This is a genomic window from Mesorhizobium sp. M8A.F.Ca.ET.218.01.1.1 (genome assembly GCF_004791165.1).
Lineage (GTDB): Bacteria > Pseudomonadota > Alphaproteobacteria > Rhizobiales > Rhizobiaceae > Mesorhizobium.
Genome location: NZ_SRUZ01000006.1, coordinates 132,139 through 147,654, shown reverse-complemented (window position 1 = coordinate 147,654; position 15,516 = coordinate 132,139). Strand labels below are relative to the sequence as shown.

Genomic DNA, 15,516 nt, shown 5'->3' with positions numbered 1-15,516 from the left:
TTGGAAGTCGAAGTATCCGTCGGCTAAGGCTGAACTAGCCGTTCTTGAACAGCGACAGGATCGACTGCGAGGAGCTGTTGGCGATAGACAGCGACTGGATGCCGAGCTGCTGCTGCACCTGCAGCGCCTGGAGGCGGGTCGATTCCTTGTTCATGTCGGCATCGACGAGCTGGCCGACGCCGCGGTCGATGGAGTCCATCAGGCTCTGCGTGAAGGTCTTCTGCAGATCGATGCTGCTCTTGGCCGAACCGAGGATGGTGGCCTGGTCGGTCAACTGAGCCATGACGTTGTCGATCTTGCCGATCATCTGGGTGATGATGTCGTCGGTCACGCCGGCCGCGGTGATGTCGAGATTGAACGCGGAGACGTTGTCGATCTTCGTGGCCGTGCTCGCCGCGGCCGCGGTCTGGCCAGCGGTGTTGGCGGCGGCGTCCGTGCCGCCGCCAGCGAGTGCTGTCGCATAGGCGGCGTCGTACAAGGCCTGGGCGGCGGCGGTGGAGTAGACCGAGGTCTGGCGGTCGAGCGTGCCCTGGTTCTTGACGACGGCAGGAAGGCCGGAATCGAACAGCTTGGTGCTCTCCAAATTGATGTCGATCGTTCCGAGCGAGATGGCGCCCGAGGAGGAGCGATTGAAGGACGAGACGATCTTGGCGTCAGATTGGACGCCACCATTGGCGGCGTTGGACGTCACCGAAAGATAATTCGAACCAGAAAAAGTGGCGGCGTCGGCGAAGGACTTCATCTGCGCCTGAAGCGTCGTGATCTCGGTCTGCGTCTTTGCCTTGGCGGCTGCCGTCTGGCCAATGGTCGAAAGCAACTTGGTCTTGATCTTGCCGATCGTATCCAGCGCATTGTTCATGCCAGTATAGGCAATGTCCACTTTCGAGGCGCCGAGGCCGAGCGCGTCCTGCACTGTCGACAGCGCCTGGTTGTCGGAGCGCATCGTCGTGGCGATCGACCAGTAGGCGGCGTTGTCGGATGCTTCGGAGACCCTGTAACCGGTCGAGATCCTGGCCTGGGTCTGCTCGAGCGACTTGTTGGTGGCGTTAAGGCTTTGAAGTGCGGTCAACGCCGCGGCGTTTGTCATGATGCTCGCCAAGAAACTCGCTCCTTTTTTCAGACCGGTCTTTCTCAAAGACCGGCGTTGCCCTCGCGAGCCGCTCGACCCGCCCCTGGATTGCCGCCACCCCGATCGGGCCGATTCGGCAATCCGTTGTAGTCATTGGTTAACCATGACTAGCTCGTTATGGTTAATGGCCTGTTAAAAGCCAGCTTCAGAGGGTTAAGGAACGAGGGTTGCGCGGGGCTGGAGCAAACGCAAAACGGGCCGCGCTTTTGGCGCGGCCCGTTTGCCTGGTTTGGTCGGTCGAGAGGGATCAGCCGCGGAAGAGCGACAGGATCGACTGCGAGGAGCCGTTGGCGATCGACAGCGCCTGGACGCCGAGCTGCTGCTGGACCTGCAGAGCCTGGAGGCGGGTCGATTCCTTGTTCATGTCGGCATCGACGAGCTGGCCGACGCCGCGATCGATGGAGTCCATCAGGCTCTGCGTGAAGGTCTTCTGCAGGTCGATGGAGCTCTTGGCGGCGCCGAGCTTGGTAGCGGCGGTCGTCATGTCCTTGAGCGCGGCGTCGACGACGGTCATCATCTGCGAGATCTGAGCGTCGCTGGCGGCCGTGGTGCCCGAGAAGATGGCCAGGCTGGCGACCGAATAGGTATCGCCGGCAACGATAGGGCCACCAAGGGTCGGGGCCTGTGCTGTGGTGGTTGCAGCGCCAGTGGTGCCAAGGCGGGCTGTGTCGAGGATACCCTTGGCGGTCGGCGCGGCGCCGGAGTCATAGAGCTTGATGCTTTCGACTTTGACGTCGATCGTCGAGATCGAAACCGCGCCGGCGGAGGTGCGGTTGAAAGCCGAAACGACCTTGACGTCGGCTGCCGTGCCCGAGGCGGTGGACACCGACAGCATGTTGGTGCCGGAGAAGGTGGCGGAGTCGGCGTAACCCTTGAGCTGTGCCTGAAGGGCGGCGATTTCGACCTGGGTCTTTTCCTTGGCGGCGTCGGTCTGACCGTAGGACGCGGTCAGCTTCTGCTGGATCGAGTTGATGGTGGTGATCGCGCTGTTCATGCCAGTGTAGGCGGTGTCGACCTTCGAAGCGCCGAGGCCGAGCGAGTCCGAAACGGTGGACATGGCCTGGTTGTCGGAGCGCATCGTGGTGGCGATCGACCAGTAGGCGGCATTGTCCGAAGCCTGGGAGACGCGATAGCCCGTCGAGATGCGGGACTGGGTGGTGTCGAGGCTCTTCTGGGTGGCGTTCAAGCTCTGCAGCGCGGTCAACGCTGCGGCGTTGGTCATGATACTGGCCATGGCTACTCGTACCTTGTTTTTACAGGTGTTTTTTGCATACCGGTTTGTCCGGTATGACGGAGCGGCATCATGCCAATGACCGTTGCGTTTGGGTCACCCGCCATCTGCGAGCGACTATGGCGGCGAGTCCCTACCAAAGGACTAAATCGGACGGTTAATCGAAAATAATTCGGAGAAAATTCGATGATGCTCGCGCCGTCCGATTCCTCGGGCGCGCGATGCCTGATGTCGAGCGCGGACGATCAGGTGAAAGAGCGCACCAGGCTGCCGACGAGCAGGTTCCAGCCGTCGATCAGGACGAAGAACAGGATCTTGAACGGCAGCGACACCACTGTTGGCGGCAGCATCATCATGCCCATCGCCATGGTGATGGTGGCCACGATCAGGTCGATGACCAGGAATGGCAGCACGATCAGGAAGCCAATCTCGAAGCCGCGGCGTATCTCGGAGATCATGAAAGCAGGCACCAGGATGCGCAGGTCGACCGTCTCCTTGGCAACGACCTGGCCGCGCTCGCGGGCGAGGTCGGCGAAAAGGTCGAAGTCCTTGTCGCGCACATTGTGCAGCATGAAGGTGCGGAAGGGATCGGAAATCTTCTCGAAGGCCTCGGTCTGGCTGATCTGGTTGTCCATCAACGGTTTGACGCCGGTGTTCCACGCCTGATCGAAGGTCGGCGCCATGACATAGAAGGTCATGAACAGCGACAGCGAAATGAGGATGAGGTTCGCCGGCGTCGATTGCAGGCCGATGCCGGCACGCAGGATCGAGAAGGCGATGACGAAGCGGGTGAAGCTCGTCACCATGATCAGAAGCCCCGGTGCAACCGACAAGACGGTAAGCAGGCCGAACATCTGGATGATGTAGCCGACGGTGGTGCCATCGGCCTTGCCGATGCCACCGAGGTCGAGTTGCTGGGCCGCCGCGACAGAGGTGGCGGCACCGATCAGTACCGCGGCAAGAAGGAATTTTCTCATTCGAGCAGCAATGTCCTGATAAGAACCTGTTTGACGTGCCCCTGACTGCGGATCGAGGCGCGTTCGTCGAGATCGGCCTTCAGGTGCTGGTAGCCGCTGGCGCCTTCGATCTGGTGCATTTTCAGGGTGCGCACGAAAGCCAGAAGATCCTGTTGAATATCCTCCGCCATGGCCGGCGGCTGCGGCGCGTCATAGACCACGGATACTTCCATCCTGATCCATGTATCGGCAGGCGAGGCGATATTGGTGGTGATCGGCGCCAGTGCGACAAGCGTCGGGCCCGTGCCCGGTTGTTGCGTGGCGGCGGGCTGCGCGACCTTGCCTTCATTTTCAGGCGCAACCGGCACCGATGATGGTGCGCCGACGCCTTTGAGATAGCCACCCGACATCCAGCCCATGCCGATGGCGGCGGCCGTCACCACGAGCAGCATGGCGCCCTGGATGGCAAGGGAAGGACCCTTGCGAGGCTGAACCTGTTCGACATTGGCCACGGTGCTTTGCTCTCCAATCCCCAGAAGGCCAAGACCTAGAACGGCAGAACCTGGTCGAGGACCTGCTGGCCGTAGGCCGGCTGCTGGACCTCACTGACGCGACCGCGGCCGCCATAGGAGATCCGCGCCTCGGCGATACGTTCATAGGAGATGGTGTTCTCCGCGCCGATGTCCGACGGACGCACCATGCCGGCGATGGTGAGCACTCTGAGTTCGTAGTTGACGCGCACTTCCTGTGAACCCCTGATCATCAAATTGCCGTTGGGCAGGACCTCGGTGACGACGGCGGCGACGTTGAGCTCAAGGTTCTCCGAGCGCTTGATTTCGCCGTCGGCGTTGGTCTCGGTGCTGGAGCTCAAGCCGGCGTCGCCCTTGCCGCTCGTGCTGTTGCCTTCCCATCCCAGCGTGACGTCATAGCCCAGCTTGCGCGCGGCAGTCCGGCTCCTGTCGTTCTGGTTCTTGAAGTTGGCCTTGTCGTTGAGCTTGATCCTGACGGTCAGGATGTCGCCTTCGCGCAGCGCCCTGGGATCGGTGAACAGCCGGCTCTGACGATCGTCCCACAGAGAGAACTTCTTGACCGGCGTGGCGGGCGGCTGAGGATAGCTGTAGGGCGCTGCCCCGTCGCTGCCGATGCCCGACCCGACCGGCGACATGGTCGGTTCCCTGCCGATCTCCTTGAAGTTGGTTCCGCAGCCCGACAGCGCTGCGGCCGCGCACAGGATGAGCATTTTGCGGATCATGACGGATCTACCCTTCGGGCTGCGCTGGCCATGATGCCGGTGAGCGTCGCCGCCGCCTTCTGGTCCATTTCGTTGAGGATGACGCCGGCCTTGCGTGAATCGAGCTTCATCAGGATGGCCGCGGCGAGGTCCGCATTGACGATTGCCAGGCGTTCGGCAGCCGCATCGGGCTTCATGCCGGCATAGATCTTGACGACGCCGTCCTCGGCCCTGGCCAGGAACACTTCGCGCCGCTTCAGCCAGGTCTCGTATTCGGCTTTCTTTGCGTCCAGCGCCTTCATGCGCTCGTCAATGCCGGCCTGCAGCTGCTTCAACTCCTCCGCCTGCAAGGCATAGCGGCGGTCGCGGGCGGCGTCGGCGATGTTGGAACAGAAGCGCTCTATCTCGCTTTGGTCCGGTGCTTTCTCCCGCGTCAATTGCTGCGGCGCGACCGTGGGCTGCCCACCGGGCAGAACCTGCCGCACGGCATCGTCCGCGTGTGCGCCGCCAAGGACAGGCATGGCCGCCAGCGCGGCCGCCAACAGGAATATGCGGGAGCGGCGTCTTTCACGAGACGAGAGGGAGGAGATCATCGGCATCGCTATTGGAGAACCAGATCGGCTTGCAGGGCGCCGGCCGACTTGATGCCTTGCAGGATGGCAATGATGCCGTCCGGCTTGACGCCGAGACGATTGAGGCCGGAAACGAGGGTTTGCAGGTCGGGTCCATCGAGCACGGCAACGCGGGCGTCGGGCCGGCTGGCATCGATGGCGGTGAACGGCTCGACGGCGGTTTCACCCTTGGAGAAGGGTTCCGGCTGCACGACGCGCGGCGCTTCCGTGATGCGCACCGTCAGCGTGCCGTGGCTGATGGCGACACGCGAGATCTTGACGTCGTTGCCGATGACGATGGTGCCGGTGCGCTCGTCGATGACGACGCGAGCCGGCGTGTCGGACTCGACCACCAGATTCTCGATCTCGGCATAGAAGCGGGCCGCCGACACGCTCTTCGGCCGCCTGATCTGCACGGTGCGGGAATCGCGCTCGGCCGCCACGCGCATGCCGAAGCGCTGGGCGGTGTAGTCGTTGATCGCATCGGCGATGCGGATGGCGGTCGAAAAATCTGGATTGCGCAATTGCAGCGTCAGCGTCGACTGGTCGTCGAATTCGGCCTTCACCTGCCGCTCGACGATGGCGCCGTTCGGCACGCGGCCGGCGGTCGGCACGCCTTGCGTCAACTGCTCGGCCTGGCCCTGCGCGGTGAAACCGGAAACGATGACCGCGCCCTGGCCGACGGCGTAAATCTCGCCGTCCGCCGCCTTGAGCGGCGTCATGATCAGCGTGCCGCCGGCAAGCGAGGTGGCGTCGCCCATCGAGGAGACGTCGATGTCGATGCGTGCGCCCGACTGCACATAGGGTGGCATGTTGGCGGTGACGATGACGGCGGCGACGTTCTTGGCGCGCGCGCTGCCGCCTTCGGTGGCGATGCCGAGATTTTCGAGCATGGCGCGGATCGACTGTTCGGTGAACGGCGAGTTGCGCAGGCTGTCGCCGGATCCGGCGAGCCCGATGACGAGGCCGTAGCCGACGAGCTGGTTGTCGCGCGAGCTCTGCAGCTGCGCGATGTCCTTGATGCGCGAGGCGACCTGGCCTGGCGGCAGCGAACTCGGCCCGGGCGAAACGCGGAACATGCGCGTGGTGGTGGCCGGATCATATTCCGGATCGTCGTAGACACCGCCATTCTTGGCGGCGAGCTCGCGCTTGGCCTTGGGCGTTAAGCCATCGGCCAGCGCCGGCTGCAGGCCAAGTGCCGCCGCGAGCAGAAGGGCAAACGGCCGCATCATGAAGCGCCGACCTGGATGGTGCCGTCGGCCATCACCGTGCCGGAGAGGATCTTGCCGCTGTCGCTGTTGCGAACCTTGATGAAGTCGCCGGCCGAGCCCGGTTGCAAGGTCACGGCGGTGGCCGTGATCGTCAGCCCGCCGGCGACGAAGAAGACCTGCACGGCCGCACCCTGTTCGACCAGCCAGGCCTCGCGGATGGCGGCGGAAGGAATGTAGCGGCCCGGCAGCAGCGTGCGCTTGGCGATCTTGCCCTGGAGTTCCTCGGAACGGGTCGCTACCGCATCGGGCTTGTGCTTGCCCGTGATGAGGGTGACCTGTTTCAGCGCGGCGAGTTCGATGGTCTCACCGGGATAGATGACGCGGTTGGGAATCAGCACGACCTCGCCGGCGGGCTGATTGGTGGCAATCTGGTTGGCCGACTGGCCCGTCGATTGGCTTGCCGATTGACTCGTCGATTCCTGGGCGAAAGCCGGCATGCCGCCGGCCACCAGCGCAAGGGTCAGCGCGGCGCGGCGGAATGCGGAGCGGGAGATCGGCATGGCCATCCGTTACCTGATGTTCTTGGACACAACGGAGGCCATGTCGTCGGCGGCCTGGATGACCTTGGAATTCATCTCATAGGCGCGCTGCGCCGAGATCAGTTCGGTGATTTCCTTGACCGGATCGACGTTGGAAGCCTCGAGATAGCCTTGCTGGATGGTGGCGAAGCCTGGATCGCCGGGCACGCCGACATTGGCGGGACCGGAGGCTGTCGTTTCCTGGAACAGATTGTCGCCGAGCGGTGCCAGGCCTGCCTCGTTGGCGAAGTTGACGATCTGGAGCTGGCCGAGATTCTGCAGGTCGGTCTGACCGTCGATGCGGGCAAAGACCTGGCCGGTCTTGTTGACGATGACCTCGACCGCGTCGACCGGCACGGTGATGGCCGGAATGACGTTGGCGCCGTCGACCGTCACCAGCTGGCCGGTGGCGTTGGTGTTGAAGGCGCCGGCGCGCGTATAGAGCGTGCCGCCATCCGCACCTTCGATCTGGAACCAGCCCCTGCCGGTGAGCGCCATGTCGAAACTGTTGCCGGTGCTGGTCAGTTCGCCCTGTGTGTGGACGTTGCGCACGGCGGTCGTCTTGACGCCGAGACCGATCGAAACGCCTTCCGGCACCAGCGAGGCGTTGGAACGGTTCGGCACACCTTGCGTGCGATCGACCTGGTAGAGCAGGTCGGAGAATTCGGCGCGCGCGCGTTTGTAGCCGGTGGTGTTGATGTTGGCGATGTTGTTGGCGATGACTTCCAGATTGGTCTGCTGGGCATTCATGCCGGTGGCGGCGATGGCGAGTGCTTTCATGGCCTGCTCCTCAGATGCCCATACGACTGACTTCGAGATAGGCCGAAACGACCTTGTCGCGGATAGCAACGGCGGTCTGCAGCGCCTGCTGGGCGCTCATCACGGCATCGACCACCTGGCGGGTGTCGGCGTCGCCCTTGAGCGCCTGCAGCGACACCTGCTCGGCATTCTGCATGGTGCTGACGGTCTTGGAGGCTGCCTGGCTCACCGCCTCGGCAAAGGAGGTGCCGAGGTTTCCCGATGCCGCCGGCGCAACGCCACCCTGCAGCAGGTCGGTGGCCGTGTCGCCCAGCCCAGGCTTCAGGTTAAGCGCGCCGATGCCGTTGACGATCATTGGTTCCTCATCAGGTCGATGGTCATTGAAATGAGGTCGCGCGCCTGCTTCACGACTTGCAGGTTGGCCTCGTAGGAGCGGTTGGCCTCGGTCATGTCGGCCATTTCGATCAGCACGTTCACATTGGGCATCTTGACATAGCCCTTGTCGTCGGCGGCCTCGTTGCCGGGCTGGAATTCGACGGGAAAGTCGCTCGGGTCGCGGTCGATCGAGTTCACCTCAACGGTCGAACTGCCGGAGGCCCGGTCGAGTTCGGAGACGAAGCTGATGGTCTTGCGGCGATACGGGTCGGCGCCCGGCGTGGTTCCCGTCGACTGGGCGTTGGCGAGGTTTTCCGAAACCACGCGCAAGCGCTCGGACTGGGCGCCGAGGCCTGATGCTGCGACTTTGAGGGCTGCGGTCAGCGCGTCCATGGTCAGCTCTTCACCGCCATCATCATCATTGAATGGAATGCCTTGACGATGGCCGTGTTGAGCTCGAAGGAGCGGCGCACCTCGCCGGCCTTGAGAAGCTGGTCTTCAAGCACGACCGTGTTCTTGGACGGCAAGATCACGCCGTCGTCTTCCTGCGGCTTGATGGCGAAGCCGGCATTGGTGGCAGCGCTGCCGAGATGGCCGGGCTCGGTGATCTCAAGCGACACCGCGGTACGGTCGAGCACCTTCTCGAACGGCTCGACATCGTTTGCCGTGTAGCCCGGCGTGTTGGCATTGGCGATGTTGCCGGCCACGGCCGACTGACGCACGGACAGCCACTGCGCTTGCTTGGCGGCGAGATCGAAAAGGGAAACAGGCTCCATGGGAATCTCCGGGCATGTGCCCAAAGACTAGGCCGCCAGTCTTGCGTGGACCTTGCGGACGGTCGCTAGAGCAGGATGCCGAAAAGTATGAAGCGGTTTTCGGACGATATTCTGCTCTATCTTGGATCCGGCTCTGGGCAAGGCCGAGACGGCATTACCTGGAAAGCTCGATCACCTGGTTGGCGCTGGTGAGCATGACCCATTTGCCGTTGCGCTGTTCGATCGCCGAGACCTTGCTGGAATCCGGCAGCGTCGAACCGCGTTGGACCATCCACAGGCCGGTGTCGTCCTCGATCATGGCGCGGCCGTTGGCGACATGGACCATGCGGAACTTCGCGATATCGGCGGGGAAGGGCTGGTCGCCGGGCGGCTCCGTTTTGGCATCGTCCTGCACCGCGCCGGTGGCGAGCAGGTCGACACCTGCGTTGGGAACGTCCTTGGCGGTCAGCGGCGCGCTGCGTGCCGCGACCACGCCGCCGCCCACGCGTCCTGAATTGGTGCCGGTGCCGCCGAACTTGATCGCCTGGACGCCGAACTGGTCCTGGTTGAAGAAAATGTACCAGGGAAACAGAGCGCAGATCAGGCCGAGCGTGATGCCGAGCGCGGCGATGACGACGTCGCTGCGACGGTCCGCCTTCTTTCGCAATTTTGGAAATTGCGCCTTTGGCGGTTGCGGCCATTCGGCGACCGGAAAAAGGTCTTCGATCAGCAATTCGCGGCTGGCCTGCATCATCTCCGGAGCATCGACGCCGGGAGCCACATGCGTTGATGAAAGGGCGGTCCGGCCCAGAACAGGTTCGGATCTGGGGAGAGCCGGTTTGACGGCCCTGGCCAGAACAGCCGCGGTCCTGGCAGCAATGGCGCCGGCGGCGTTTGCTTTGGCGACCCTGGCCTCCTCCGCTCGAGCCTGTTCCGCGGCGTTCGCCTCGGCGATCATCTCGTTCAGGAGGCGCTCCGTGTACTGGCGTTCAGTCTCCTGGTTCGACATTCTGCTTTCCCTTGAGATGGCGGGCAAGGTCGGAGAACGGATCGGCGGACGGACGGTCCCTGGGTGATTGCGTCAGCGCCTCATAGATCAGGGGCACCTGGCGCACCGCCATGTCGAGTTCGGCGTCGACGCCGCCCTGATAGGCGCCGAGCAGGCGGATGTCGCGGGTGTCCTCGAAGCGGGAGATCATCGACTTCAGCCGCGTCACCAGGGCTCGCTGCTCGATGTTCCAGGCCTTGCCTGCCAGCCGCGATATGGATGACAGCGGATTGACGGGCGGATAGCGGCCCTGTTCGGCGATCGCGCGGTCGAGCACGACATGGCCGTCGAGAATGCCGCGGACGGAATCGGCGACCGGATCATTGTGGTCGTCGCCGTCGACCAGCACGGAAATGATGGCGGTTATAGAGCCTTTACCTTCGGCCCCGGGGCCGGCGCGCTCGAGCAGCTTGGGCAGTTCGGTGAAGACCGAGGCGGGATAGCCGCGCGCGACCGGCGGCTCGCCGGTTCCCGTCGCCACCTCGCGCAGCGCGTGAGCGAAGCGGGTGATCGAATCCAGCACCAGAAGCACACGGTGGCCCTGGTCGCGAAAATGCTCGGCCACACGCATGGCGGTGTCGGGCGCGCGCCGGCGCATCATGGCGCTCTCGTCGCTGGTGGCGACGACGGCGACGGTCTTGGCCATGCTGTCGCCGATCGTGTCCTCGAGGAATTCGCGGACCTCGCGGCCACGTTCCCCGATCAGCGCCACGACGACGGTGTCGAACGCGTCGGCGCCGGCGAGCATGGCTAACAGCGTCGACTTGCCGACGCCGGAGCCGGCGAAAACGCCCATGCGCTGGCCAAAGCAGAGTGGCGTGAAGATGTCGATGACCTTGACGCCGGTCATGAAGGCTGTGCCGACACGCTGCCGCGCCATGGCGCCGGGCGTCGCGGCTATCGCCGCCATGTCGTCGCCCCTCATCAAGGGCGGACCACCATCGATCGCCCGGGTGAGCGCGTCGATGGCGCGGCCGCGCCACGAGGCATGCGGCGCCACCGCGAGCGGACCCCTGCGGAACACGGCATCGCCGATGCCGGCGTCGGCACTGCGTTCGAAGGGGGCGATCACAACCTCGTCACGGCTGATCTTGACGATCTCGCCGCGACGCGCGCCGGCCTGGCCGCGCTGTTCGACAATGTCGCCCAGCCGGGTGAAATCGGAAAGGCCGCGCACCTTGTAGTGCGTGGGCGTGACTTCGGTGACGAGGCCGCCGCGCTTGACCAGCCCGTCACCATCGCCGAAGCGTCTGATGACCCGCTCCAAAGCGGCAAGCCGATCTTTCGGCGCCGGCTGGAGCTGTCTTTCGGGTGCGCGGATGGTTGGCTGCTCTGACGACATGCTACGACTTCGAGCCGAGCGTCTTTATCGCCTCATCGGTGGAGGAATCGGTCTGCCGCATCAGCGCGGCGGTGTTCTCGAAGGCGCGCTGGACCATGATCAGCCGGGTCATTTCCAGCACCGGATTGACGTTGGATTCCTCGACGAAACCTTGCGCTATGCCGACATCGGAACGGTCGGTGACCGGTTCGGGCGTGCGTGCGGGCACAATGCCGGAATTGCCGTAGCGCACGAAATTCTGGCCCGGGTCGAAATTGTAGAGGCCGATCGAGCCGACGAGCTGTTCGTTCTGGCGCAGCGAGCCGTCGGCGCCCGCCTTGGGCGGGCCGTTGCGGGGATCGAGCTGGATCGGCGCGCCGCCGGCGTCGAGCACCGGGTGGCCCTCGACCGACATCAGCTCGCCATTCTCGTTCATGGAGAAGCGGCCGTCGCGAGTCATGATGGTGCCGGCCGGCGTGTCGATGGCGAACCAGGCGTCGCCCTGGATGGCGAAATCGAATGGGTTGCCGGTTTCTGTCATGGCGCCGTGAGCCCCCGACAGATAGGTCTTGCCGGAGGAAGCGAACGATACCGACTTCTGCCCTGCACCCGACACCACATCCTCGAATTTCACGCCGGTGGCGCGAAAGCCGACGGTGCTGGCGTTGGCGACATTGTCGGCGATCGTATCGAGCCGCCGCTCGAGGGCCATCTGCGCGGAGAGGGCGACGTAAAGACTGTCTCGCATGATCAGAACTTCAGTTTCTGCATGGCCATCATCAGGTCGGTGGAGATGCCCGATGTGACCGGTTTGGCGAAGAGCACGCTGATCGATGTCACGGCCGTCGAGGTCGGGTTGTTGATCTCGTACATGCTGGTGAAGCGGGTCAGGAACTTGTTCAGTTTCACGGGATCCGTGAAATCCGAGATGTCGAGCTTCTGCTCGAACAGTTGCGCCTGCTTGTCGATGTCGGCGGTGGCGAAGGAATCAGGCAGCCCCAGCGCGGTGCGCACCACGCTGGCCAGCGCGGTGTCGGCCAACACGTCGTACCAACTGGTGATGTCGGGCGCCTTGCGGTTGAAATAGAGCGCCAGCCGCACGCCCTCATTGGTTTGGCCGGCATCCTCTTCCAGCGTCTGGCGCATGTATTTGTCGACGGTCGGCTGCTGCGCCGGATTGATGGTGGTGGCATTTTCGCCGTATTGTTCGAAGTTGAGGGCCGTGGCCAGTCCCGCGTAAGCCGGGTTCGTCTGCTTGTTGGCGACACTGTTGGGGTCGCGCACGCCACCCTGCAGGACCTGCTTGATAAGGTCCTTGTTCTCCGTCGCCGAATCGAGGCCGTACGCCGCCAGCGCGTAGGTGTAGAGCCGGCTGTTCGACATCAGATCGTCGACCGACTTCACCTTGGTGATGTTGGCAAGATAGTAGGTCGTCTCGCCCTTCACATAGGCGGAATTCGGATCGAGGCCGGCGATTTGCGCCTGCGTGGCGTAGTTCTTCGCCACCAGCTGCTGCGCCTTGTTGTAGATGGTCGCATCGGCACCGTTGGCGGCGAAGTTGAAGGCGGTGACGAATGCGGCGTAGCGCTTGTCGGTGAGCTTGTTGGCGAAACTGTTGGGGTTGGAAACGCCTTCCTTGAGCGCCTTGACCATGAAGGCCTTGGCGTAGTCCATGTCCTCCAGCCCGTAGGCCTTCATGGCATATTTGAACAAGCGGTCGTTGTTGACGAAATCGTCGATCGATTTCACCTTGGTGATGTTGGCGAGATAATATTTGGTATCGCGATCGACCGTCGGCTGTTGCTCGATACGGTCGATCGACTTGTTGATGTCTTTGGTGATCAACTGGTAGCTGGTGTAGGTACTGAGCAAGGACGCGCCTCCGGCCGAAGCTATGCCAGCACAATAAGCTCACTTCCTTGCGCGAAACTGAATCGCCAACATTCGACCCCATGACGGCTCCGATTCAAGCCTCACACAAGGCACGGGGGCTATCCCATGTCCGACGTGAAATGCGGAAGGACCGGTCGTGGGCATTCTGATTGGACTTGTGGTGACGCTCGGCTGCGTCCTTGGCGGCTTCATGGCCATGGGCGGGCATCTGCACGTGCTGGTGCAGCCATGGGAAGCCGTGGTCATATGCGGGGCCGCGCTCGGCACCTTCCTGGTCGCCAATCCGATGAAGACGGTCAAGGATACCGGCAAGGGCATTCTCGAAGCTTTCAAGCAGGCTGTGCCGAAGGAGCAGGACTATCTGGAAACGCTTGGCGTGCTGCACAGCCTGATGCGCGAGCTGCGCTCCAAGTCGCGCAGCGAGGTCGAGGCGCATATCGACAATCCGGAGGAGTCGGCGATCTTCCAGGCCTTTCCAACCGTGCTCAAGAATCACGACCTGATGAATTTCATCTGCGACTACTGCCGCATCATCATCATCGGCAATGCCCGCTCGCACGAGATCGAGGCGCTGATGGACGAGGAAATCCAGACCATCAAGTCCGACAAGATGAAGGCCTATCACGCGCTGGTCGCGGTCGGCGACGGCCTGCCGGCACTCGGCATCGTCGCCGCCGTGCTCGGCGTGGTCAAGGCGATGGGTGCGCTCGACCAGTCGCCGGAAATCCTCGGCGGCCTGATCGGCGCCGCGCTGGTCGGCACCTTCCTCGGCATCTTCCTGTCCTATGCGGTGGTTGGACCTGTCGCCACCAAGATCAAGACGGTGCGCGAGAAGAAGAACCGCCTCTACATCATCGTCAAGCAGACGCTGCTCGCCTACATGAACGGCGCGCTGCCGCAGGTGGCGATCGAGTTCGGCCGCAAGACCATCTCCTCCTATGAGCGGCCGACCATCGACGCCGTCGAGCAGAGCACGATGAACACCGGCAGCGCCGAGAAGAAGGCCGCCTGAGCGATGCGCGACAGACCGGTGCCAAAACTGTCATGACGAGTCCGGGCAGCCCCTCGCAAGCGCGTTCGCTGATCATCGAGCGCCTGGTCGGCGACAGCGGCGAGGCCGACCAGGTCATCGACGCCGGCCGCGCCATGGCCGAACGGGCCGTACCGCTGCTGCAGAAGGCGCTCTCGAGCGAGCTTGGAACTCCCGTGAGCGTCGACCTCAGGACCGTGGAAATCAGCCGTGTCCCCGAGGCGCGTTCGCGCGCCGGCGAGACGTTCGCCATGACCGTTGTCGGCTCACCGGCATCCTCCGATGCGATGACCCTCGTCATCGACGCTGCCGCGATCGCGATCATCGTCTCGACGCTGTTCGGCGGCGACCCGGACATGCCGGTGTCGCCGATCGAGCGCGACCTGTCGCAGATCGAAGCCGATGTCTCGTCCATGGTGTTCCAGGAGGTTGCGCAGGCGCTGAACGGATCGGGGCAGCGCTCGCTCGAACTGCGGCTGCCCGCGCCGCGCGCAATGTCGGGCCTCGAGGCCAGGCGGCACGTGTTGCGCGACGGCGCCGCGATCCGCATCGTCCTCGGCATCTCGACGCCGGTCGACAGCGGCTCGATCACGGTGATGATGCCGCAGCGTATCGTGCTGGCCGGCCGCGACGGTACGGCCGGCGTCAGCGAGGACGATCACGTCACCAGCTGGCGGGCTCGCTTTTCGGAAGAGGTGATGCGCTCGACCGTGGCGCTCGAAGCCACCATGCCGCTGACGCGGCTGACGCTTGGGGACCTCGCCAATCTCGAAGTGGGCCAGGTCATCGATTTCGATGAGACGGCGCAATCACGGGCTCGCCTCGGCGCGCGCGGCCAGACGCTGTTCGTATGCGAGTTCGGCAAACTGGGGCAGAATTACACCGTCCGAATCAGGCATCCTTTCGATGCCGGGCAGGACTTCATCGATGGGCTCATGCCGGCCGGTGCCGGGCGCGCCTGAGCTTTTGGAGACGACGCATGGCCAAGACCAAGGTAGAACCAGAGCTCGATCAGCCGGACGAGCAACTCGATCGCGCCATCGAGGAATTGCGCGGGGTCCTGCATGAGGAAGAGCAGCGCCCCGAGATGGCAGCCAGGGCCGCGGCATCGGCCAATTCCAGCGTCATCATGAATATCCCCGTCGATGTCCAGATCATCCTCGGCAGCACCGAGATGGCGGTTGCCGATCTGATGGCGCTGCAGAAGGGTTCGACGGTCGCGCTCAACCGCCGCATCGGCGAACCGGTCGATGTCGTGGTGAATGGCCGCAAGATAGCGCGCGGCGAGATCACCGTGCTCGAAAGCGACCCTTCGCGCTTCGGCATCAGGCTGACCGAAATCATCGCCGGCACGAAGGGCGCCTAGACATGGCTGGCAGGGCTTGCCG

19 protein-coding genes are annotated in these 15,516 nt (G+C 63.6%); 3 read left to right on the top strand and 16 right to left on the bottom strand.

Annotated features, from left to right (window positions below):
* Window positions 1-34 precede the first annotated feature (34 nt).
* From EN861_RS22015 to EN861_RS21940, 16 genes are all read right to left on the bottom strand, one after another.
* The gene (locus EN861_RS22015; protein ID WP_127277944.1) at window positions 35-1,099 is read right to left on the bottom strand and encodes a flagellin; all 1,065 of its coding nucleotides are present in this window, start codon (window positions 1,097-1,099) and stop codon (window positions 35-37) included.
* Window positions 1,100-1,376: 277 nt separating this feature from the next.
* A complete protein-coding gene (locus EN861_RS22010) occupies window positions 1,377-2,363 on the bottom strand; it encodes a flagellin (RefSeq protein ID WP_127869874.1) in 987 nt (328 codons plus the stop codon).
* A gap of 242 nt (window positions 2,364-2,605) precedes the next feature.
* A complete protein-coding gene (fliP, locus tag EN861_RS22005) occupies window positions 2,606-3,337 on the bottom strand; it encodes a flagellar type III secretion system pore protein FliP (protein ID WP_027144757.1) in 732 nt (243 codons plus the stop codon).
* Window positions 3,334-3,828, bottom strand: coding sequence for a flagellar basal body-associated FliL family protein (locus EN861_RS22000; RefSeq protein ID WP_127869873.1), 495 nt, complete (start codon window positions 3,826-3,828; stop codon window positions 3,334-3,336). Before EN861_RS22000 ends, fliP begins: the two co-directional genes overlap by 4 nt.
* A gap of 35 nt (window positions 3,829-3,863) precedes the next feature.
* Window positions 3,864-4,568 (bottom strand): flagellar basal body L-ring protein FlgH, encoded by a 705-nt coding sequence (flgH, locus tag EN861_RS21995; RefSeq protein WP_127281130.1) that lies wholly within the window; start codon window positions 4,566-4,568, stop codon window positions 3,864-3,866.
* Window positions 4,565-5,146 carry a MotE family protein gene (locus tag EN861_RS21990; RefSeq protein ID WP_167531302.1) on the bottom strand — a complete coding sequence of 194 codons (582 nt, stop codon included), beginning with the start codon at window positions 5,144-5,146 and terminating at the stop codon, window positions 4,565-4,567. The genes flgH and EN861_RS21990 overlap by 4 nt, the downstream gene beginning before the upstream one ends.
* A 2-nt stretch (window positions 5,147-5,148) precedes the next feature.
* Window positions 5,149-6,390: a flagellar basal body P-ring protein FlgI gene (locus EN861_RS21985; RefSeq protein ID WP_127275718.1), complete on the bottom strand. Its 1,242-nt coding sequence runs from the start codon at window positions 6,388-6,390 to the stop codon at window positions 5,149-5,151.
* Window positions 6,387-6,935: a flagellar basal body P-ring formation chaperone FlgA gene (flgA, locus tag EN861_RS21980; RefSeq protein WP_135865557.1), complete on the bottom strand. Its 549-nt coding sequence runs from the start codon at window positions 6,933-6,935 to the stop codon at window positions 6,387-6,389. Before flgA ends, EN861_RS21985 begins: the two co-directional genes overlap by 4 nt.
* Before the next feature lie 3 nt (window positions 6,936-6,938).
* Complete coding sequence (gene flgG, locus EN861_RS21975; RefSeq protein WP_127275716.1) at window positions 6,939-7,727, bottom strand: flagellar basal-body rod protein FlgG; 789 nt, start codon at window positions 7,725-7,727, stop codon at window positions 6,939-6,941.
* Between the two features lie 10 nt (window positions 7,728-7,737).
* Window positions 7,738-8,061, bottom strand: coding sequence for a flagellar hook-basal body complex protein FliE (locus EN861_RS21970; RefSeq protein ID WP_189343701.1), 324 nt, complete (start codon window positions 8,059-8,061; stop codon window positions 7,738-7,740).
* A complete protein-coding gene (gene flgC, locus EN861_RS21965) occupies window positions 8,058-8,474 on the bottom strand; it encodes a flagellar basal body rod protein FlgC (RefSeq protein WP_127275715.1) in 417 nt (138 codons plus the stop codon). Before flgC ends, EN861_RS21970 begins: the two co-directional genes overlap by 4 nt.
* 2 nt (window positions 8,475-8,476) lie before the next feature.
* On the bottom strand, window positions 8,477-8,857 hold the full coding sequence (flgB, locus tag EN861_RS21960; protein WP_127275714.1) for a flagellar basal body rod protein FlgB: 381 nt from the start codon (window positions 8,855-8,857) through the stop codon (window positions 8,477-8,479).
* Between the two features lie 154 nt (window positions 8,858-9,011).
* Window positions 9,012-9,845, bottom strand: a complete 834-nt coding sequence (locus tag EN861_RS21955; protein ID WP_127275713.1) for a hypothetical protein — start codon at window positions 9,843-9,845, stop codon at window positions 9,012-9,014.
* Window positions 9,826-11,226: a flagellar protein export ATPase FliI gene (gene fliI, locus EN861_RS21950; RefSeq protein WP_127275712.1), complete on the bottom strand. Its 1,401-nt coding sequence runs from the start codon at window positions 11,224-11,226 to the stop codon at window positions 9,826-9,828. Before fliI ends, EN861_RS21955 begins: the two co-directional genes overlap by 20 nt.
* 1 nt (window position 11,227) lies before the next feature.
* On the bottom strand, window positions 11,228-11,953 hold the full coding sequence (gene flgF / locus EN861_RS21945; RefSeq protein ID WP_135865555.1) for a flagellar basal-body rod protein FlgF: 726 nt from the start codon (window positions 11,951-11,953) through the stop codon (window positions 11,228-11,230).
* Between the two features lie 2 nt (window positions 11,954-11,955).
* Complete coding sequence (locus EN861_RS21940; protein ID WP_135865553.1) at window positions 11,956-13,077, bottom strand: DUF1217 domain-containing protein; 1,122 nt, start codon at window positions 13,075-13,077, stop codon at window positions 11,956-11,958.
* A 157-nt stretch (window positions 13,078-13,234) separates the two neighbouring features.
* Here EN861_RS21940 and motA point away from each other — a divergent pair, with 157 nt between their 5' ends.
* Genes motA through fliN form a run of 3 tightly spaced genes read left to right on the top strand, consistent with a single transcriptional unit; the run spans window position 13,235 to window position 15,494 of the window.
* Window positions 13,235-14,110, top strand: a complete 876-nt coding sequence (gene motA / locus EN861_RS21935) for a flagellar motor stator protein MotA (protein ID WP_015315920.1) — start codon at window positions 13,235-13,237, stop codon at window positions 14,108-14,110.
* 32 nt (window positions 14,111-14,142) lie between these two features.
* Window positions 14,143-15,090, top strand: coding sequence for a FliM/FliN family flagellar motor switch protein (locus EN861_RS21930; RefSeq protein ID WP_135865551.1), 948 nt, complete (start codon window positions 14,143-14,145; stop codon window positions 15,088-15,090).
* Between the two features lie 17 nt (window positions 15,091-15,107).
* Window positions 15,108-15,494 carry a flagellar motor switch protein FliN gene (gene fliN, locus EN861_RS21925; protein WP_127275709.1) on the top strand — a complete coding sequence of 129 codons (387 nt, stop codon included), beginning with the start codon at window positions 15,108-15,110 and terminating at the stop codon, window positions 15,492-15,494.
* The last annotated feature ends 22 nt before the right edge of the window (window positions 15,495-15,516 follow it).